The sequence below is a fragment of the Pseudomonas sp. AP19 genome (assembly GCF_001728855.1).
Taxonomy (GTDB): Bacteria; Pseudomonadota; Gammaproteobacteria; order Pseudomonadales; family Pseudomonadaceae; genus Aquipseudomonas; species Aquipseudomonas fluorescens.
Window position 1 is genome coordinate 1 of sequence record NZ_LXJP01000026.1, and the last position, 19,500, is coordinate 19,500.

14 protein-coding genes and 3 pseudogenes are annotated in these 19,500 nt (G+C 55.1%); 6 read left to right on the forward strand and 11 right to left on the reverse strand.

Going from position 1 to position 19,500, the window contains the following annotated elements; genetic code table 11:
* Window positions 1-1,146 (reverse strand): annotated as a pseudogene (locus A7D21_RS18455) (type IV secretion protein Rhs); the annotation flags it as partial.
* Window positions 1,147-1,494: 348 nt separating this feature from the next.
* Between A7D21_RS18455 and A7D21_RS18460 the strand changes: the two are divergent.
* Together A7D21_RS18460 and A7D21_RS18465 are read left to right on the forward strand one after the other, a co-directional pair.
* Window positions 1,495-2,361 carry a pirin family protein gene (locus tag A7D21_RS18460; RefSeq protein ID WP_069552308.1) on the forward strand — a complete coding sequence of 289 codons (867 nt, stop codon included), beginning with the start codon at window positions 1,495-1,497 and terminating at the stop codon, window positions 2,359-2,361.
* Window positions 2,362-2,529: 168 nt separating this feature from the next.
* The gene (locus A7D21_RS18465) at window positions 2,530-3,975 is read left to right on the forward strand and encodes a mechanosensitive ion channel family protein (protein ID WP_069552309.1); all 1,446 of its coding nucleotides are present in this window, start codon (window positions 2,530-2,532) and stop codon (window positions 3,973-3,975) included.
* Window positions 3,976-4,052: 77 nt separating this feature from the next.
* Here A7D21_RS18465 and A7D21_RS18470 read toward each other — a convergent pair whose 3' ends face one another.
* Window positions 4,053-4,751 carry an SDR family oxidoreductase gene (locus tag A7D21_RS18470; RefSeq protein WP_053255603.1) on the reverse strand — a complete coding sequence of 233 codons (699 nt, stop codon included), beginning with the start codon at window positions 4,749-4,751 and terminating at the stop codon, window positions 4,053-4,055.
* Window positions 4,752-4,858: 107 nt separating this feature from the next.
* On the opposite strand from A7D21_RS18470, the gene A7D21_RS18475 reads away from it, so the two are divergent.
* Both A7D21_RS18475 and A7D21_RS18480 read left to right on the forward strand, forming a co-directional pair.
* Entirely contained in the window at window positions 4,859-5,290 is a 432-nt protein-coding gene (locus A7D21_RS18475) for a helix-turn-helix domain-containing protein (protein WP_053255604.1), read from the forward strand.
* A gap of 103 nt (window positions 5,291-5,393) precedes the next feature.
* Window positions 5,394-5,981, forward strand: coding sequence for a LysE family translocator (locus A7D21_RS18480; protein WP_053255605.1), 588 nt, complete (start codon window positions 5,394-5,396; stop codon window positions 5,979-5,981).
* On the opposite strand, the gene A7D21_RS18485 is transcribed toward A7D21_RS18480, so the two are convergent.
* From A7D21_RS18485 to A7D21_RS18500, 4 genes are all read right to left on the reverse strand, one after another.
* The gene (locus tag A7D21_RS18485) at window positions 5,923-6,816 is read right to left on the reverse strand and encodes an AraC family transcriptional regulator (protein ID WP_069552310.1); all 894 of its coding nucleotides are present in this window, start codon (window positions 6,814-6,816) and stop codon (window positions 5,923-5,925) included. The two genes, A7D21_RS18480 and A7D21_RS18485, sit on opposite strands and share 59 nt — an antisense overlap.
* Before the next feature lie 74 nt (window positions 6,817-6,890).
* Window positions 6,891-7,319 carry an N-acetyltransferase gene (locus A7D21_RS18490; RefSeq protein WP_069552311.1) on the reverse strand — a complete coding sequence of 143 codons (429 nt, stop codon included), beginning with the start codon at window positions 7,317-7,319 and terminating at the stop codon, window positions 6,891-6,893.
* Between the two features lie 15 nt (window positions 7,320-7,334).
* Entirely contained in the window at window positions 7,335-7,826 is a 492-nt protein-coding gene (locus A7D21_RS18495; RefSeq protein ID WP_069552312.1) for a GNAT family N-acetyltransferase, read from the reverse strand.
* 233 nt (window positions 7,827-8,059) lie between these two features.
* Window positions 8,060-8,317 carry a hypothetical protein gene (locus A7D21_RS18500; RefSeq protein ID WP_053255609.1) on the reverse strand — a complete coding sequence of 86 codons (258 nt, stop codon included), beginning with the start codon at window positions 8,315-8,317 and terminating at the stop codon, window positions 8,060-8,062.
* An 893-nt stretch (window positions 8,318-9,210) separates the two neighbouring features.
* On the opposite strand from A7D21_RS18500, the gene A7D21_RS18505 reads away from it, so the two are divergent.
* Window positions 9,211-11,493: an NACHT domain-containing NTPase gene (locus A7D21_RS18505; protein ID WP_141718239.1), complete on the forward strand. Its 2,283-nt coding sequence runs from the start codon at window positions 9,211-9,213 to the stop codon at window positions 11,491-11,493.
* Window positions 11,494-11,659: 166 nt separating this feature from the next.
* Window positions 11,660-12,100: pseudogene (locus A7D21_RS34480) on the forward strand (transposase); the annotation flags it as partial.
* A gap of 199 nt (window positions 12,101-12,299) precedes the next feature.
* On the opposite strand, the gene A7D21_RS18510 reads toward A7D21_RS34480, so the two are convergent.
* The 5 genes and pseudogenes from A7D21_RS18510 to A7D21_RS18530 all read right to left on the reverse strand — a co-directional run bounded on the left by A7D21_RS18510 (window position 12,300) and on the right by A7D21_RS18530 (window position 19,056).
* The gene (locus A7D21_RS18510) at window positions 12,300-13,643 is read right to left on the reverse strand and encodes a hypothetical protein (RefSeq protein WP_069552314.1); all 1,344 of its coding nucleotides are present in this window, start codon (window positions 13,641-13,643) and stop codon (window positions 12,300-12,302) included.
* Between the two features lie 502 nt (window positions 13,644-14,145).
* Window positions 14,146-14,529 (reverse strand): annotated as a pseudogene (locus tag A7D21_RS18515) (cytosine permease); the annotation flags it as partial.
* A 38-nt stretch (window positions 14,530-14,567) separates the two neighbouring features.
* A complete protein-coding gene (locus A7D21_RS18520; protein WP_069552316.1) occupies window positions 14,568-15,221 on the reverse strand; it encodes an RraA family protein in 654 nt (217 codons plus the stop codon).
* A gap of 27 nt (window positions 15,222-15,248) precedes the next feature.
* Complete coding sequence (locus tag A7D21_RS18525; RefSeq protein WP_069552317.1) at window positions 15,249-16,304, reverse strand: D-isomer specific 2-hydroxyacid dehydrogenase family protein; 1,056 nt, start codon at window positions 16,302-16,304, stop codon at window positions 15,249-15,251.
* A 64-nt stretch (window positions 16,305-16,368) separates the two neighbouring features.
* Window positions 16,369-19,056 carry a phosphoenolpyruvate carboxylase gene (locus A7D21_RS18530; RefSeq protein ID WP_069552318.1) on the reverse strand — a complete coding sequence of 896 codons (2,688 nt, stop codon included), beginning with the start codon at window positions 19,054-19,056 and terminating at the stop codon, window positions 16,369-16,371.
* Window positions 19,057-19,500 lie beyond the last annotated feature (444 nt).

Consider the following 19,500-nt stretch of genomic DNA (forward strand, 5'->3'; position numbering starts at 1 on the left):
TACCGGGTTGGAAACCAACTGATCCCCAGCCTTCAACGACACAAGCGGCACGGTCTTGATCTGTGTGGCAGGGCCACCGAGCATCAAGGGCTTAACCGCTGCCAGATGCGGCTCCAATATCGGCCCCACCAACTGACCCGCCAGCGTCTGCAACCAGTTGCGCACCCGCCTTGATTTGATAGGGCCCAATACCTGAGCACCCAGCCGAAGTTGCACGCCCATACCCCGGGTCGCCCAGATCAGAAACAAATTGATCAATACTTCGCCGGTGACCTCTCCCAGCAGCTCATACATGTCTGGCGGTGGAAGCATGCGTATCCAGCCGACCATGGCTGACAGATAGATGAACAACAGCGGTTCGTCGCTGAGTACCAGCAGACCCTGCGCAATCGCGTCCTTGCCCAGTTTCAGCAGATCGTCAAGTTCGGTTTGGGAGATGTATTGCAGCAACTTTTGGCTGTTGGTTCTGATATCCGCCAGCAGGTCATACAGTTGCGTAAAGTTGTCCCACAGGTTGTAGAACGCTTGGCTGATCCCACTGGCAAATGCCACGCCTTGCATCGCGCTACGCTCAATAGGCGTGGCGTTTGCAAAGTCGGTCCATTGGGCGCTTGAGGTCTTCGTCCACTCATCGCGCAGGCGAACTTCCAACTCCGCAATCACCGACTGATAAGACGCATACAACGCCTTGACGTGATCTTTGGAAACGTTGGGGTAAAACGTAATTTGGTATTGCTGATCACGTGTGCATTCTCTGACTTCAAGAATGCCGCTGGGGCCGATGGTGTGATGGATGGGCGGCCCTGTCGGGCTGCCATCTACGGCAATGGCTTGCAGCATCACCGGCGTATTGCCGATCGGCACGAACTGCGTGCTTTCGAACATATGCACCAGGGTCAAGGAACCCTGGGCCTTGCACATCGCAACTGTGGGGCTTGGCGCTTTGGAAGAGACCGGCGCTACCAGTGCGACGTCTTCTCCAACCTTGAACACCTGCTCCACTTCCAGCGCCGAACCACTCCAGAAGCTCTCGGCCCATTGGTCAAAAGTGTTCAGGCACTCTCGAAAATCACGGAAGACGCTTTCAACATCCGGTGCTTTGGCATCCATGGGGGCCAGGACAAACCTGGCAATGACCGGAATCATGGGTAGGCACCGTCACCCGGCGCCCTAACAAAGAAAACCATCCGCAATCCCTCGCACTGTTGAGTCAGGCGAAGGACTTTGCAGAGGTTTTAAGGAGAGATCTGTAGAGCTTGTCCGGCTGTTACGTGGGAAGTTTCAACGGCTTTGTCCTCTTCCGCCGAAACACCAGACGGCATAGCGCGGCGGGTTAACGCTGTCAGTCAAGGCCTTGCCGCCCGTATACGGCAAGGCCTCGGCGCCAGCCCGCGGACAAAGCACTGTCCTATGTATAGAACGAATAAGGCCACGTTTGCCGGCTAGTGCTCAAACGCCAGCAGCCTTATGGTGGTCGTACTTTGGAGGTACACCATGAAAAAACTCATCGGCATCTACACCAGCCCTCGCGCCCATTGGGTCGGCGACGGCTTCCCGGTGCGCACGCTGTTTTCCTACGACTCGATGGGCAAGCACATCAGCCCATTTCTGTTGCTGGACCACGCTGGCCCCGCCGATTTCACGCCCACCGATCAACGTCGCGGCGTCGGCCAACACCCGCATCGCGGCTTTGAAACCGTGACCATCGTGTATGACGGCGAAGTTGAACACCGGGATTCCACCGGCGCCGGTGGCAAGATCGGCCCCGGCGATGTGCAATGGATGACAGCCGCGAAAGGCATCATCCATGAAGAGTTCCATTCCGAAGCCTTTGCCCGTAGCGGCGGGGCGTTGGAAATGGTGCAACTGTGGGTCAACCTGCCAGCCAAGGACAAAATGGCCGACGCCGGTTACCAGACCATTGTCGACGGTGACATCCCTGTGCTGCCGCTGGCCAACGACGCCGGGCAACTGCGCCTGATCGCCGGTGAATTCGCCGGTACTCATGGCCCTGCGCGCACCTTTACGCCAATTGACGTGTGGGACGTGCGCCTGAATGCCGGTAAAGCGGTGACGCTGGACCTGCACGCCGGGCGCAATACTGCGCTGGTGATTCTGCGCGGCACGGTGCTGGTCAATGGCGAAGAAGTGGCGCGCCAAGGGCAATTGGCGTTGCTCGAGCGCGAGGGTGATCAGCTCACGCTGGAGGCCAACGATGACGCTAAAGTGTTGCTGCTCAGCGGCGAGCCGATTGACGAGCCTATCGTCGGCCACGGCCCGTTCGTGATGAACACCGAGCAGGAAATCCATCAGGCGTTTGCCGACTTCCAGTCGGGGCGTTTCGGGCAGATGGCGGGCTGATTGCCTGGCGCAATACCCCTGTGGGAGCAGGCTTGCCTGCGATGCAGGCACCTCGGTGTATCCGTTGCACCGAGGTGATGCTATCGCAGGCAAGCCCGCTCCCACATTTTGTTTTCCAGCGTTCCTGTTTCATGCGATCTTCTCGGCATTCGCTCTGGAGTCGCCTGGATGCCCTCATTTATCGCTGATCACCCGATGTTGTGCGCCGTGGCGCTAATCTTTATCGATATCGCTGTGTGGCGCCTTATTTCCGCCAACCTCGCCAACTGGAAACTCGCAGCGCGCTTGGCGATTTTTGCCGTTTACAGCGCCGTGTTGTTCAACGACGGCATGAACCCCATGCAACTCGCGCCGTATGCCGACAACACCGCCTTGCACCTGGCCGCCACGGGGTTGCAGATCGGCTGGTGGCTGTTCGCTGCGCGCACCCTCACGGTGTTGCTCGGCACGGTGATGATGAATCGGGTCGGGCACGGCGGGCGGTTGTTGCAGGACCTGATCGGCGCAGTGATTTTCCTGATCGCGATCATTGCCGCCATGGCTTATGTGCTCGACCTGCCCGTCAAGGGCGTGCTCGCCACCTCCGGCGCCGTGGCGATCATCGTCGGCCTGGCGTTGCAAAGCACCTTGAGCGATGTGTTTTCCGGGATCGTCCTCAATACCACCAAGCCCTATCAGGTCGATGACTGGATTTCTATCGACGGCACCGAAGGCCGCGTCACCGACATCGACTGGCGCGCCACACGCCTGGAGACTTCCCAGGGCAGCATGGCGGTGATCCCCAACTCGCTGGCGGCCAAAGCCAAGATCATCAACTTCTCACGCCCGGCGGACATGTTCGGCCTGGCGGTGAGCCTGCAAGTCAGCCCCCACGCACGCCCGCAAACCGTGATCGAGGCGCTGGAGCGCGCCATGCAAGGTTGCCGACCCCTGCTGGCCAAACCCGCGCCCAGCGTGGCGTTCAAGACCTCGGCCAGTGGCGGCGTCGACTATGAGATCAGTGGGTTTGTACCGGCCATGGGCCTCAAACGCGAAGTACGCAACCAGCTTTACGATTTGGCGTTCCGGCACCTGCAAGCGGCGGGCGTAGGCCTGTTGTCCGCCACCGAAAGCAGCGTGCCACCGGCGATGTCCGCTGCGCGGGCCTTGCTGGAGCGCTCGTCGATTTTCTCCACCCTGCGCCAGGAAGAGAAAGACACCTTCAGCCAGAACATGACCCTGCACACCTACCGCGCTGGCGAGATGATCTTGCCGGCGGGCGAGGTCAGCGACCATTTGTTCATCGTCGAGTCCGGCGTGGTCTCGGTGATGTTGGTCAAGGGTGGCCACAAGTTCGAAGCCGGGCGCATGGGGCCGGGCGAGGTGATTGGCGAGGCGGGGATTTTGTCGGATGAGGCGACGCTGGCGGATTTCTCGGCCAAGACCTTCTGCACGCTGTACCGCATCGAAAGGGAATACCTCAAACCTTGCCTGGATGCGCGGCATGACATCAGCGAAGCCATGAAGGCGCTGCTGGATTTTCGTGTGCACACGGCGCAGGCCCTGACCCGGGAAACGCCGGCGGTGCCGGTCAAGAAAGGCTTTTTGCAGTGGCTGCGCAATCGCGGGCTGTAGCTGGTCATTGCGGGAAAACCCGAACGTCGTGCGGATCACTGACGTGCGCGCCGCGGTGGGCGCGCACGGTTCGTTGATCACTGAGCGAGGTAAACCGGGCTGTCGGTCGACAGTGAGGCTTTTACCGCGTGAGTCATGTCGGAAATCAAGGCCTCCTCGCGGTCTTCGCTCAGGGCTTTGAGGGTGATGGCGACCACTTCCTGAGGCGTGCTCTTCGGTGCCTGCACCTCGGCGACCATGTCGGTATCGATGTAGGCCGGGTGCACGCCGATCACCAGGGTGTTCTGTTCGCGCAGCTCGCCGCGCAGGCCGTTGGTCAGGCCCCACTGGGCGGCTTTCGAGGTGCTGTAGCCGCCGGTGCCGGGCGGGCTCAGCCAGCTCAAGACCGAGAGGATATTAATCAGCGCGCCGCCGCCGTGCTTGGCCAGGATCGGCGCGAAGGCGCGGCTCACGCGCAGGGTGCCGAAGGTGTTCACGTCAAAGTGTTGCTGCAGGTTCTCAACACTGTCTGCGGCCAGCAACGAGCCGTATTTGAGCCAGCCCGCGTTGTTGATCAACACACTCACATCAGTGCACTGCTCGGCGGCGCGCTGCACGCTGGCCGGGTCGGTAATGTCCAGCGCGACCGGCGTGCTGCCGGGAATATCGACACTGGCCGGGTCGCGCGCGCCGGCGTACACCTTGGCGGCGCCGGCTGCCAGCAGCGCGGTGACGAATGCTTTGCCCAGGCCACGGTTGGCGCCGGTGACCAGTACGACTTTTCCACGAATATCCATGATGAACTCCAGGCGACGAATTAGGTTTAATGATGAAACCGTTTTTATCCTGAGCCTGTTGGTCCTATAATGCAACCTAATAGTTCTGACTGCCGGGAGGCCCGACGATGAAACGCAAATGCCTGGAAGGCGACTGCTGCCCGGTTGCTCGTGCGCTGGATGTGGTGGGCGACTGGTGGACCCTGTTGATCATTCGCGACGCATACGCTGGCGTGACGCGCTTCGGGGATTTCCAGAAGCACCTGGGCGTGGCGAAAAACATCCTCGCCACCCGCCTCAAGGACATGGTCGAGCAAGGCCTGCTGCACACCAGCGAAATCGGCGCGCGCAGTGAATATCAACTCACCGACAAAGGCCGCGCGCTGATGCCGGTGCTGGTGACGCTGGCCCAATGGGGCGAAGCCTTCACCGAGCCGGCGGCTGGCAGCACCCGCTTGCTGGACGCGCAGGCGCTCAAGCCGCTGCGCAAAGTCGAGGTCCTGTCCGAAGACGGCCGCGTGCTGGGCCTCGAAGACATCTTCACCCAGCTACCCGCCTGAACGGAACGTGCCCACGAACCCAGGGGCATTTTCTTCAATACCCCGCGCGCTCAGCCCTTTACCGTGATGCCATCTTCACGCGGCATCATCAAAAGGAACTGCAATGAGCCTGATCATTTCCATGGCGGCCTTCGCCCTGGCCACCTCCATCACACCGGGCCCGGTCAATGTGGTCGCGCTCAGCGCCGGCGCGCGCTTTGGCTTTGTTGCCAGCCAGAAACACGTAGTCGGCGCCGCCGTCGGCTTCACCTTGCTGTTGGTGCTGATCGGCCTGGGCCTGCATGAAGTGCTGGTGCGCTGGCCGCTCCTCACCCAATTGATTCAGTGGGGCGGGGTGGCCTTCTTGCTGTACATGGCCTGGAAACTCGCGGTGGACGATGGCCGGCTCGACGCCGAGGGCACCGCCACTGCGCCGTCGATGCTCTACGGCGCCATCATGCAATGGCTCAACCCCAAGGCGTGGCTGGCGTGCGTGGCGGGCATGGGCTTGTTTGTGGCCGATGGCGATGCGCGCCAAGTCTGGCTGTTCGCGGCGCTGTACCTGGTGATCTGCTACCTGTCGGTGGCGTGCTGGGCGTATGCCGGCACCTTCCTGCGGCGCTACCTGAGCAACCCCCACGGCGTGCGCCTGTTCAACCGCTCAATGGCCGCGTTGCTGGTGGCCAGTGTGGGTTATTTGCTGATGGCTTGAGCAAGTCGCGGTACTGCCCGGGCGTGGCGGCGAAATGCTGTTTGAAGGTGCGTTGGAAATGCGCCTGGTCGGCAAAACCGGCCGCCAGCGCCACGTCTGCGATCAACGCGCCGTTGCGCAACTGGGTGCGCGCAAACTGAATGCGCCGGTTGACCAGAAACGCATGCGGCGTGAGCCCGTAATACTGTTTGAACGCGCGGATCAGGTAGGACGGCGACAACTCGGCCGCCAGGCAAATATCTTCCAGCTTCAACGCCTCGGTGCAGTGCGCGCGGATGTACTCGGCGGCGCGCTCCAGCTTGTGGTTGACCTCCCGCACCGGCGTCAGCGAAGGGTTCAAACGCTGCTGCACCTCGGTGAAATAACTCACCAGCGCGCTTTGCTTTTGCAGCAACTCGGCCTGCTCATCCAACAGCAGTGCGTAGAGCTCGATCAAACCGTTGTACAGCACGCCGTCGCGGGTGTGCGGCGTGTTGAACGGCCGATAACCCTGGTCGGTACTGAAACCCAGCTGGTATTGCAGGTCAGTCAGCCACGGCGTGTCGAGGTACAGCATGTGATACGACCACGGCTGATCGTAGATCGGGTTGCACGCATGCACATCGCCCGGGTTCATCAACACCACCGTGCCGGCGCTGATCTCAAACGTCTGCGCGCCGTAGTGGTAATAACTGCGCCCGGTGGTGATCGCGCCGATGGAAAAGTGCTCGTGGGAGTGGCGGGTATACGTCACCTTGCGCCCGTCGGCGATGGTGCGCGCCTCAATGAACGGCAAGCACTCGTCACGCCAGAAGCGCGGCGCTTGCGCGGGGTGAGCGGAGGTGTTCAGCGTCATGGCGGTGGCCCCATCCCTTGAGGAACGAGCAGGGATCATTACACAGCTCGGTGCTGCATCGCCATGGCCGTTGATCAAAGCACTTTAGACAAAAACACCCGGCTGCTGCCTTCAGGTTCACAGGGTATTTCGCCAAACCGCAGCCAGCCGTGTTTCTCGTAAAAGCCCGGCGCCTGAAAGCTCAGGGTGTACAGCACCGCGTTGCGGCAACCGCGCCGCCGCGCCTCGTGTTCAAAGGCCTGCAGCAACTGGCTGCCCAGGCCGGAGCCGCGCAGGGCGTCGGGCAGGTGGAACAGGTCGAGGAAGGCCATGCCCAGGGACGTTTTGCCGGTAATGCCGCCGAGAATCTGCCGGGTGTCAGGGTCTTTGAGCAGCACCGTCAGCGGCAGGCGATCGTTGCAACCGGTGATGGCTGCATTGAACGCAGCCAGGCCGTTGCCGAGCAGGCGCTCGGCATCGGGGTGGGCTTGGTCGCTGATTTCAATCTGCGCTGCAGTCGTCACGGAACGTTTCCTCGGTTAGAGCGCCATCACCATCTCATGCCACGCCATCCCGCCATGTTCCGACGGCGAAGGCTGCACATAGGTGTAGCCCATGCGCGTGTACAACGGCACATGCTGCTCCTTGCACATCAAATGAATCGTCTGCTTGCCCATTGCCTGCATGCGCTGCACAAACTCAGTCATCAACAGCCTGGAATAGCCCTTGCCCTGCTGCGCCGGGTCAACCACCACCGACATAATCACCACATTCGGCGCCTCGGCCGCATGCCCCACCAACTCCTTGAACGCCTCATCCGACATCACCACCTGATGCGCGCAGCCGCCGTTGATAAAACCCACCACCGCACCATCCGCCTCCAGAATCAAAAAGCCCTCGGGGTACTGCGCAATGCGCGTGGCGATCTTTTCCAGCGTCGCGGCTTCATCGCCTTCGTAAGCGCTGATTTCGATGTCAAAGCAACGGCCGGCATCGTCGGGGCGGGCGTTGCGGAAGGTGAGGGCGGGCATGGGCGTTTCCTGGGGCGTTAAACGAAAGGCCACATCATAGCGGCACGCCCAAACACTCGCCATCGCCGCACCGGCAGCGTCGAACAAAGATCAAACGGTGGGAGCTGTAGAGCCCCGGCGAGGCTGCGAAGGCGGCGGTACAGGCACTCTCAAAGCCAGCTCAGCCCCCCTGTTTAAGTTCACCAAAAACCAGAAAACCCGCCAAAGCGGGTTTCCACACAGCTCACATCACATCAACTCACAGCAGCCACATCAAACCCGCGCCGCTCCATCACCGTAAACACATCCGCCACATCCTGCACCATGATTCGAGCGGTATTGGCGACCGTATTGATGTCGTGCTCGGCATAGTCGGAGACATTGGAGCACGCCATCAGGTGCAGGTAGGCGAGGGCGGCGTTGAGACGTTCGCTGGCGCAAGCGTGAAGCTCGCTGAGCGGGGCGTCGCTGTCGATGAGGAGGACAGGGTATTCGGTTGCGGTTTGGGACATGGGGGTGAAGCGGCGGGGCGGGTGTTGAATTTTCAAGGTAGAAATCCCTAAGAAAGAAAAATATCGAACAGCCGTAGAACAAAACATCACCGGAAATCGGCTCTGTCGGGTTTAACGGTTTTTGGTGTAATTCCTTTTTAGGGCTGCGAATCCCATCGTCGATCAAGCTGACGACGGAACGGACTATAGAGGGCTGATTTTGGCGAGGCAACGGTGGGCTGTGCGGTTGCTGGGATGGTTTGCGGAACCTGCGACTCTTTTGGGAGCCTGGTTGAATCTGCGTTTAAGCATTCCAGGCCGCATGTTTAAAGGCGATACGTGCTTGAGGAGGGTTTGGCAAAGTGGATACGTCTTTCGGCTTTGTGAGATGTTTCTGACTGATTTTTAGGAGGGGTTGGTTGGGTTCACATGCCTGCTCGTCCATTTGCGTTCGGGCTGGCCAGTCGTTTGCATCGTGTGTACCAGTCAGTTTGCATATGCGACTGGTAGACAAAGGCCGATCACAGCCTGGCGTAACGGGCTGCAGATAGCTGGGAACCGTGCAACGTGAGTGGCAGCAAACGGCCCAGAGTGTGTAAAAACGCTTCGTCAAAATTGAAGTGCGCGCGTCTACGTTCAATCTGAAATTTATCGCCACGTCTGCAGAGGTGGGTTTCGCGTAGAAGCGCGATTTCCAGTCCGGTTTTGAACACTTGGCGCGCTCAAAAACGTTTGTACACAGCCTCGGCCAAAAGCGGTCATCCGACGTCTACATGAGCTGGGACGGATAGATCTCGTGCCCCTTCGGCATGCCGGGCGCATTTTTCTCTTACATTCAGTTTCTCTGTGGCGCTTATCCACTTTTCCAGCTAATGTCGGAAAAACTCCGTTAGACGATTAAAATAGGGATATATATGACACCCAACTGGAAACTAGATAAAGTCAAAGGCCTAACTGACGAAGTTAAAGATTTACATCCCGTTCTTCGAGAACTGTTTCGTTGCATGCCAAGTATCACAGAAGTAAATTACACTCAAGGCAATAGGGAAGTGGGGGCTGACTTCGTACTTACTAAATACGATGATGCACTCATGGAACAAGACTATGTAGGCGTGATCGTGAAGTCAACTTCGATCAAGCAAAATCACGAAGATGTTCGCAGACAAATTAGAGAGTGCGAGCAGTCTCGGCCCATTGAAAATGGGAAGAAAGACGTATTTCTCAATGAAATATGGATTGTGACAAGTCAAGACATAACTCGATCTGCTCAAGACAGCATTCATCATGAGCACAGAAATACGAAAATAAAATTCTTTGACTCGGAAAAAATAGTTAAGTTGCTCGACAGATTCTATCCTGGCTATTGGGACTTCACGAACTTCAATGTAAATCAATACGTTGCAAAACAACTAAATCAAATTGAGCTATACAGTGGAAGCCATTCACTTACGCCGCAGAAATTTGGCCACATAGAAATATTGCAGCAGATCGTTAGGGTTCCGCCTGATTCCAACAAAAAATTTCAGAGGAAAGCGCAAAAGCCTGTCACACTATTAGACGAGATAAAACGAAATAGGTTTATTTACATACAGGGTAGTATGGGGGCTGGAAAGTCCGAACTAATCAGAGCTACTGCTAAGAAACTTTGCGAACAACAAACCTTAGATAATTTTACGATAATCCCATATTTCACTACTTTTAGAGAGCTAAAGTCAGCCGAGACGGATATTTGCTCAATCATTTCAACTATCGAGCGCGAGCTAGATGACAATACGAAAACTATAATTCTTTTCATCGATGGCTTAGATGAAACCGATGAAGATCTAGAAGAAAAAATCGATTTTATTTGTAGTTCGGCCACATCCATATCAGCTATGAGCCATGTAAAGATGGTCGTCACATCTAGACTGATACAGCAGGAAAAGCAGCAACAAAAAATAGAAAAACACTTTGATAGGTTTAATATTTGCGATCTGTCTTACAATGTGATAATAAGCTTTATAGAGTCAATGTGCGAAAACTTTAAAATTAACAATAAGTTTAAAGATGACCTGCAAAATTCATCATTAATGAAGGCATTACCCAGAACGCCACTTAGCGCTATATTGCTTGGAAGGCTATTGGCTGAGAATGTGAAAGAGCTTCCATCTACGTTACCTGAACTTTACTCAAAATACACCGAGCTTGTATTGGGTCGATGGGATATTCAAAAGGGTAATGGCTCTGAAAAAGAATATGAAACAATACAAAGAATAATATCGTTCGTGGCTGGATATATGACTGATAATGATTTTGAATTTTTAGGGCTGCGCGAACTTGAAACGATTTTTGTCGATTATTTGAAAATAAGGCGAACAGGGCAGGATGCCCATGCACTGATGAGGTCATTCATTAATAAAACAGAAATCATTGGTTTTGATCCCGAAAAAAACGCTATTTTCTTTAAGCACAAAACATTCAAAGAGTTTTTCTATGCCACACTACAGTTTCAACAAAAGGGGATAGAGGCCCCAATTAAGAAACCTTTTGATCTATACTGGCAAGGAATAGAATATTTTTACTTGGGCATTATAAAAGATGCGCCTTTGCGGATCGACCAAATCAGCCGACTTGTTCCAGAAAATGAGCTTGAGTCTTTAGTTAAGTTATCATCGTTTTCCGACTTCCTGTTGGCGGCATATCAAACTCCTTATAAAGAGATAGAGGCGGCGTTAAGCCGAACGTTTGTCGACGCAGCTATTCTTTATAACAAAATCGTTTCTAAAAAAGAAGAAACTTGGCTTAATCAGCTTCCTGAACTTCAACTACTATGCATGCTTACTACTGCCGTGAAAAAATCATACTCGTATGACTTTTTCCTTCCCGCGCTTCACGAGGCAAAAATCTTAGCTGAAATTGATACGAGTCTTTTGGATGATGAGCGTAATGTATTGCTTTTTTTTATCGATTCGGTTTTAGCCAACCTCGGTGATGATCAAGCCTTCATATCTCTAGTTGAAAAGCATGGAAACTCTTTGAATTGGACCATAAGATTGGGGATTGATTTTTCGGCTCAAGATGCTGAGTTTATAAATTCGGCTACGAAGCAAATGCATAAAAAACTCACCAAATCATTGAAAGGCAATATGAACCTCAAGAGCTACTTCTTAGAGCTTCAAGACAAGCCAATAAAAGACAGAAAAAACTTAACTATTTAATCTATAAACCATGAGAGAGACGACTGATTTTGAGCGACGGGGCTTTCAAGCTACCCGTTTTATTCTGGAAAAGTGATTGCTTTTGCATAATAAGGTATAGATCCCTTTATGGTTGTTTTAGAATCGTAGTCTGAGCAAAGCAAGCTAAGCCGCCAGTCCGCCAGTCCGCCAGTCCGCCAGACGTGAGCGCGAGCCGTGGTTGCTTGCCAGTAATTTGTCGAAAAGCGAGTGTAACCCAGCAAAAATCGTGGCGATTTATAAACGCCGTATGCAGATCGAAGAAGGCTTCCGAGATGTAAAAAGTGAGCACCTGGGATTAGGCCTGAATCTGCATCGAAGCCATTGTCCAAAGCGCATTGAGGTGTTGTTGTTCATTGCTGCATTGGCCAACTACCTTCTCTTTTTAACAGGGCTGCTGGCACGAGAAAGCGGTTTGGAACGACGCTACCAAAGCAACAGCGTCAAAGAAAAGCAAGTGCTCTCATTGTGGCGACTAGGCTTGGAATACTGGCGAAGCTGCACAGATTTTGGAGGCCGAGGACACGTGGAAATAGTGGAGCGGGCTCTGCGTGATGAGGTGTGCCATCAAGCGCAGAGCTTAGGGTAAATTTGTGGGGGTCCCTCAGGGTCTGACCCCGTTCTGCCCCGTTTTATTCAGGTTTTATGAAGGATCTAAATACTGATATCACATAATATTGGCCAACGATTCGTAATGTTAAGATAGAGCTACTGCATCTCTATAGGCTTTGATATGCTTGTGAAAAGCTCGCTATGATTGAATGCGAGTAGGATTTGAAAATTTTGTATTAACGCTCAGATTTTTCACAAGAGGCGCTAATGTATAGGTGCTTTCTTAGCAGCCAGCCGGTAAGGTCGTGAATATTATCGTAATATTCTGGGCTGCTAGTGGCTATCCTTTTCCCAAGTAACAGTGCTGGGCGACCTTGCCTTCTGGCTGTGAAGTCGTATAGGTCTTTACCCGTATGAACGAATTTAGATCTGTCTTCGTATAAAGGGCGAAAATATTTTTTGTATAAATAATCGTCAATGCATAGTTTGACTATGAAAGACTTATATTTTTCGCTGATTTTCCATTCCTCTTTCAATAGGGTGGTGTCGCAATTTGGGCACTTGATTTCGTTGGTGGTTTTTTCTGAGTCAAGTAAGGCTTCAATGGTTGCCGTGTATGCAATAAGTTCGTACGAAATTGACTGCAGAGGTAGCTGTTGAAGATTAATAAGATCTCTTAAGTATAGCCCTTCTGCAAATCGTGCGCAGGATTGTTGGAGATCGTCTTTGGTTGAGATTTTTTGCATAATAAAATCGGCTTGTTTCGGCAGCGCTATATGCGAATTTATTATGCAGTCGCTAGCTTCGATTATTTCATTGGTGATAGGTGTGTTAGGTGCTATGTTTTTAAATTTTAAAAAGCCTGAGTCGTCAATAAATATATCGCAAGAGGGGTATCTCGAAACTATGCTGCAGAACTCAGCTGCCGTAAATTTTCCACGTGGAAGATCAAGCTTTGCGATAAATAGATTTTGAGTAATTGTAGTAAGTCTTGTACAGATTTTTATGGCTTTGTCTTCAACCTCTCTAATGAGGTCTGAAGTGTTAGTTGATACTATTGGGAAGAATAGATGACCTGTACAGCCTTCCTCATCATCCACCTTTGTTATTAATAGGTCGGATTCAGCTAAATGGTAATTCCCAGCTAGTTTTTTTTTGGTTTGAAATGGCACGCAAATATAAGCTTGTATGGAATGGCTCTCTGTGAGATCCATCATAAGAACATCTGTAATAGCCTTTTTGATTTTCTGCTCGACGAGGGTGTCCTTTTGTTGGGAGTTATTATCTATTGCTCCAAAATCGATCTCTATTATTCCTTTTGCTGTATGATTGAAAAAGTGCAGTTCAGCCTCGAAAGATAAGTTTGTGTCAGACCAATGTATTCTGTATTCATAAATTTCTGGATTCGGCGTGGGTCTATAGTAATGCACACATCCAACATTCCCAAGGGAATCGTTAAATCTGTCCCATAACTTCATTAGGAAGCTGTTGATATTTATTTTTGGAATGGCGGTGGTTATTGAATTTAGCTGGGTTTTAATGTGTACCCCAGTTCTGATTTTGAAGGATTTATTTTTCATGCAGTTCCTTTGGCGAAGTATGGTTTTCTATAGGTATGATATCTCATTGCCGGTAGAAGTCATACCTATGTAGATTCAATCACATCGTAGGGCAATGATTTTCAAAAAAGGGTTGGTTGGTTTTAATTGAGGTAGTGAGATAGCGACCTGCTGGTGGCTATTTTTGCAGTGTTGTAATTAACCTACTAGTAAGTAATGATTTCGACAGAGTCACCATCTTGATTAAGACGTCTAAACTATTGTTTGGTGCATCTCCAGGCGTGCGTTGCACCACTGCAATCTTCTTGGCCATAAGTTACAGGTAGACAATTTGCGAGCTGTTGCCATAGCCGAAAAAGATTACTCGCACCGAGCGCTCCCGCAGCCTAGCTCCAAAACAAAAAAACCACCCACACCCCAGCCGCAAAGCCACGATATGGATGGTTCCACCCATCACTCTCAAGACACTACATTCGGTTCACTCAAACCCCACCCACCAACTTCCCCTATCCATCCGTCGCTTTTAAGCACTACCCCGACTCGCCAACCAAAAATACAACGGCGACGTCACCACCAACCCCACCACCCAAGACAAATCCGCCCCGTTAATGCGTTCGGAAATCGGCTCCACATACAGCGGCGTGTTCATAAACGCAATCTGCACCGCAATCCCCACTGCATATGCCAGCACCATGTCGACGAAGTGGCCGATGAAGTCTTTGCCGGCGAACACGGCTGCAATCGCGCAGGCGGCGAGTACGAGGATGGAGATCACCGCGCGGCTTTTGGCGGTTGGAATCCAGCAATACGCGAAGGTCTGTACCAAGGTGATGATCCACAGGGCCGCGCCTTACAGGTTGAGGGCGTTGTGGCTGATTACGCTGAGCATAAACAGCACCGGCATCAACTGAAGCCGCACCCGCTGCGGCTTCAGTCGTCGGCCCGTCAGCGGCGCGGGGTCTGCAAGGCGTGGTAGCCGTAATCGGCGCGGGCTTTGCGTAAAGGAACGCCCGCCTCGATAGCCGCACGAATATGCGCTTCGGCCTGGTGGATTTCTTCGGCCACCGCCAGCACTTCGCTCAGTGAACCGGCCGGAATCACTACCAGGCCATCACCGTCGCCGCGCAACCAATCGTCGGGCTGTACTCGTACGCCGCCCAGCGTAACGGGCGCCTGGATCGCTTCGACTCGCACACGATCCTTGCCGGTGCGCATCCAGTTACCCCGGGCAAAGATCGGGTAGTTAAGCGCCAGCGCACGGTCGACATCGCGGCAGATACCGTCAATCACCGTCCCGGCCAACTGCTTGCGGGCGGCGGTGGAGGTCAGTAAATCGCCCCACACGGTGGTGTCGAGCCGCGCCTGGTTGTCGATCACTACCACTTGGCCGGCCTCAAGGTCGTCGATGTAGTCACCCACCGAGCCGCCGTCCAGGCCAATAGGGCCGTAGCGCAGGGTCCAGGCTTTGCCTGTGAGGTTGAACGAGCGGTCCAGAGGCATGATGTCGGTGCACTGGCAAACGATTTTCAGGCGGTCCATCGCATCGCTGAGGTCGGTGCAACTCAGGGCGTTGAGACGAGAAAAAATAGAGGTCTGCATGATGTGGCCTTCCTTGTGTCCGGTAGGTTAACGCGCGCTGGCGGCAGCACTGAATGCGTGGATCTTGTCGACGATCTGGCGCGACGCCGTCCTGATTGCCGTGGTGGTATTGCCGGCGATGTGTGGCGTCAGTTGCGCGTTGGGAATGCCGGTCAGTGGCGAGTCGAACCGGTCTTTTTCCAGGGCAAAGGTATCGATGGCGACCGCCTTGATATGCCTGGGAAACTGGCGCATGAAGGCTGCCAACTGGTGCTCGTCGACGATCCCGCCGCGAGCGGTATTGATGAGGATTGAACCCTGGCGCATCTGCTGGAACTCGGCAGTGCCGAACAAGCTGCGGGTCTGCGGGGTGAGCGGTACGTGGATCGAGACGAGGTCCGCCTCGGCCAGTAACTGTTCCAGGCTTGCTCGTCGTTCAAGCTCAAGGCTGCGCGCCACCGGTTCGGTAAACCGCTCGGACCCGGTGGCGATCACCTTGATGCCCAGCGCCGCAGCTTTGCGCGCCACCTGCCGGGCAATGCTGCCGGTGCCCACCAGCCCAAGCGTCAGTTCGGCGTATTCGCGGGCAGGTGCCAAGCTGCCTTTTGCCCAATGGCCGCTGTGCGTTGCGGTGTTGTAGTCATCCAGGTCGCGCGACAGAAACAGCGCCTGGGCCACGACGTATTCGGCAACAGCGGCCGCGTTGGAACCTGGCGTGTTGAGTATCGCCACGCCACACTGCTCGCACGCCAGCCGATCAATATGGTTAACCCCGGTGCCGGCCTGCGCAATGGCGCGCAGGGGTGTGGCCAGCGCGGGCGAGGTGGCGGCGCGGATCAGGCTGGCGCCGAAGGGGATGTTCAGGCGCGTCTTGAACACGCTATACCCCCCGGCCTGAGTCACCGCGGCAATAAAGGCAGGCTCGTCATGGCAGTTGATCTCGGCATAGTGAATGCGCGTGGCGTAGTGCTGCCGGATGCGGTCTTTGTCGGCGAAGTAGTGCAGGTTGAGGGTGACGACCAGGCCCAGCTCAAGAAAGCGATCGACTTCCTCAAACAGTAACGGCGGCCCGGGGGCATCGACTATCAGGGTGGTAAATGCCATACAGTTGTTCCTCTTGGAGGGTAGCGCCTGCCGATACCCAGGTTGCCCTGGGTATCGGGGTTAATCACCAGGTGAAATGGTGCGCGCTTGCGGGATCGACCAGGCCCGCGTCGGTACTCACGGCCGCGAGGAACCCGCTGTAGAAATCATTCAGCGATGAACACTGGATGAACTCGGGATTGCGCTTGGCGTAGATAAGAAACAACCGATAGATTCGCAGGTTCTTTTCCTTGCGGTAGACCTCTGCCTTGAGGCTCGGCCACAGATTGAGCAAGCTGCTTTCCTTGATTTTCCACGGGTCCGCCGGCTCGGTGCCGGTGGTGGCTTTGTGGACAAAGCGCTTACCTTCAATGACTTCCAGGTGCAGGCTGGCAAGCAGTTGCTCGGCCGTGCCGACGGCTTCGGTCTTCAAGGCTTGCGCCAGCGCCAGGATGTGGGCCTTTTCCGGGATGCTGCCGGTCAAGGTCAGCCAGGCGCATTTGAGGTCGGTTCGCGCAATGGCGTAGGCCATGCCTTTGACGTAGGTGTGAAAGCTCTCATCCTCGTTGAAGGCCTTCGCCAACTGCGTGGCCGGCTCTTGCGCGAACTGCCCGACGCCGATCAGTTCGCTGTGCAACCCACCGGCCAGCAAGGCGCGGGTCCAGGGAATCGCACGAATGGCATCGGGGCGCGACTCGAACACCTTGATGTTGAAGATACGCGAAGGCGGCCGGGTGCCCTTGGCGGTGGCCCTGACCACGTCAAATCGCGCCAGGTCGCGCAGCAGAGCGGGCAGTGCCGGGTGCTCGAAGAACGTCGCCTGGTAGCGGCGCACCACGTCCCCCCAACGTTGAATTCTGTCGGCGATGACTGCCTCGGACGGTTGTGGCTGGGGCTCGGCGTGCATACGGTACAACTGGCTGAGAAAGTTGACGGACTGGTTGCGGGTCAGCAGATGAGCGCGCATCTCTGCGCACCCGGCCAGCATGAACCGGGTTTCCGGACCCTCCAGCGCACCGAACTCCTGCAAGGTCTCGGCGATCACCCCGTTACACCGCGCGTGTTCGCCACCCATGATGACGTGGACGACCACTTCGATGCCGTAGCGGGCCGCAATCGACTTGTGCTGGTTGGCAATCGCCATATTCAGTTTGTGCATGGCCTTGCCGCCTTGCTTGCCCGTGTCGCTGGGGCCAAACGTGATGTATTGGCGGTTGCCGCGTGTTGCCAGGTGCTGGCGGTACACCGGGTTTTCGTACACCTCATGCACCGTGGCAAGCGTGCGCTCGGCACCGGCGAGGTCTTCGGGTTGCAGGGCGATGTCGATCCCGTCGCGCACTTGGGCCGCCTTCATCAAGAACAGCACCTCCAGCGTGCTGAGGGCTGAGGTGTACTCGGCGATCCCGTGGATTTTCATCCTGTCGCGATAACGGTCGAGCATTTCAAACCGCTCGATCGCATTGCGCGCATCGTGCATGCGGATATAGCTCGGGTCCTGCTCCATCAGCGCAATGTAATCCTGGCCGGCGTATTGCTGGGCTTTCCTGGTATAAATCGGCGTGGTGCGTTGCAGATATCCTTGCCACAGGGCCGCGGGTGTCTGGGCCGCCTCGCCTTCCAGCGCGACCTCAAGCGCAGCTTGACGCGCACGTTCATCCAGCTCGCGATAGTGCAGGCCCTGGCCCAGGCCGATGGATTCCAGCCATTGGCTGGACAGAATTTCATCGACCACGCTGGCGAACATCTCGGCGTTTTCACGAAACTCGATATCCAGGTAGTGAAAGCCAAACGCATGCACCCGCAGCAGCAGGCGGTCGATGGCCGCCGGCTGGGTAAAACGGATGCTGCCCAGTGCCTCGATCAGCTCAGCGGGCTGCTCGAAATGCGCGGGGTGATCCTTGCCCAGGCGTGCCCGAATCTCTTCCAGGCGATGCTGTGCGCCACCGGCCTTGATCAGGCTGTCGATATCAGCGATGTAGCGGTTGCGCAGCGCGGTTTCCAGCGCCACGACCAGGGTTTCGGTGTGCTGGTTGGTGTCATAGGGGCGGCCATCCTTGTCGCCGTATAACCAGGTAAACAAGCTCAGCCATTTTTCCTGCGTCGCCAGGCCCAGGGCGTGATGCACGTCGGGCAGCGCGTCATACACACTGTCGGCGTAAAAAATCTGCGACTCGATATCGGTGCCATTACTGCCCGACCACACGGCGTTGTACAACTCCAGCAACAGCTGCGCAGTGACGTGGGGCTTTTTGAGACCACGGTCTTCGACGTGCTGCGCCAGTTTCTGCAAGGCCAGCACGACGGAATGCTTGAGCTGGTCGGTCTCTTTGCACAGCAGCCCCAGGCTGATATTTACCCCGGCCGGCGCCGCCATCAACTGCGAGTCGAGCGTGAGCAACTGACGGGGCAGGCTGGCTTGCGAAGCAATCTGGGTCGCCACGCTTCTGACTGACAATTCGAACAGCAGCTGCTTGATCAGCAACAACTTCCAGAACGCCTCGACGTCTTTGCTGGAGCGGGACTCGAAGAACGCCTTGCCCAACGCCGCCGCCAATTTCGCATCAGCCTTGTCCAGATACGACAGCGTATCGATTTCGGCGTAGATCCTCAGGCAGGCTCGGGTGTGCGGGGTTTGGGAAGCGTCATCTGTGTTGGCCTTGAGTGCGTGCTCCAGTGCTCGCCATAGAACGTCATGCAGTAACGCGGGGTTGGTATGGCGCAGTGACGGGCGAGTTGATGCATTTTCCAGTATGGAATTGATCACATGATTCATGGGTTCGAGCCTCGATAATTGTACAAATCCCTTGTTTGCAGTGCGCCGAACAGGCACACGCAAAATCATCAATGTCCCAGGCTTAACCCACCGCGTCGTAACGAACGGCACTCACCTGTTCGCCGACAGAAAGCCCCCCTTGTCGGTACCGAAAAACGGCAAAAAAATGAAACAACTTGTTACATCTGCGCGAAATAAAACATGCGCCGAATTTGTCGACCAAAGACCTTTTTGGAATAGAACGCTAGGAAAAAATGATAGGGGGCTAATAAAAAAACCAACGCTGAGTGCTGTTTCAGTGCCGCGCTGATTTCTAAAACCCTGATTCTTCGACATTAAATTCACTCGTTCAAAAAACGCTTGCCCAAGGAAGAATCTCGCGTAGCCACGGCCTGCGAGCGCAACCTAAACAATTCTTCATAAACTCGAATGTATGGAAAAAGC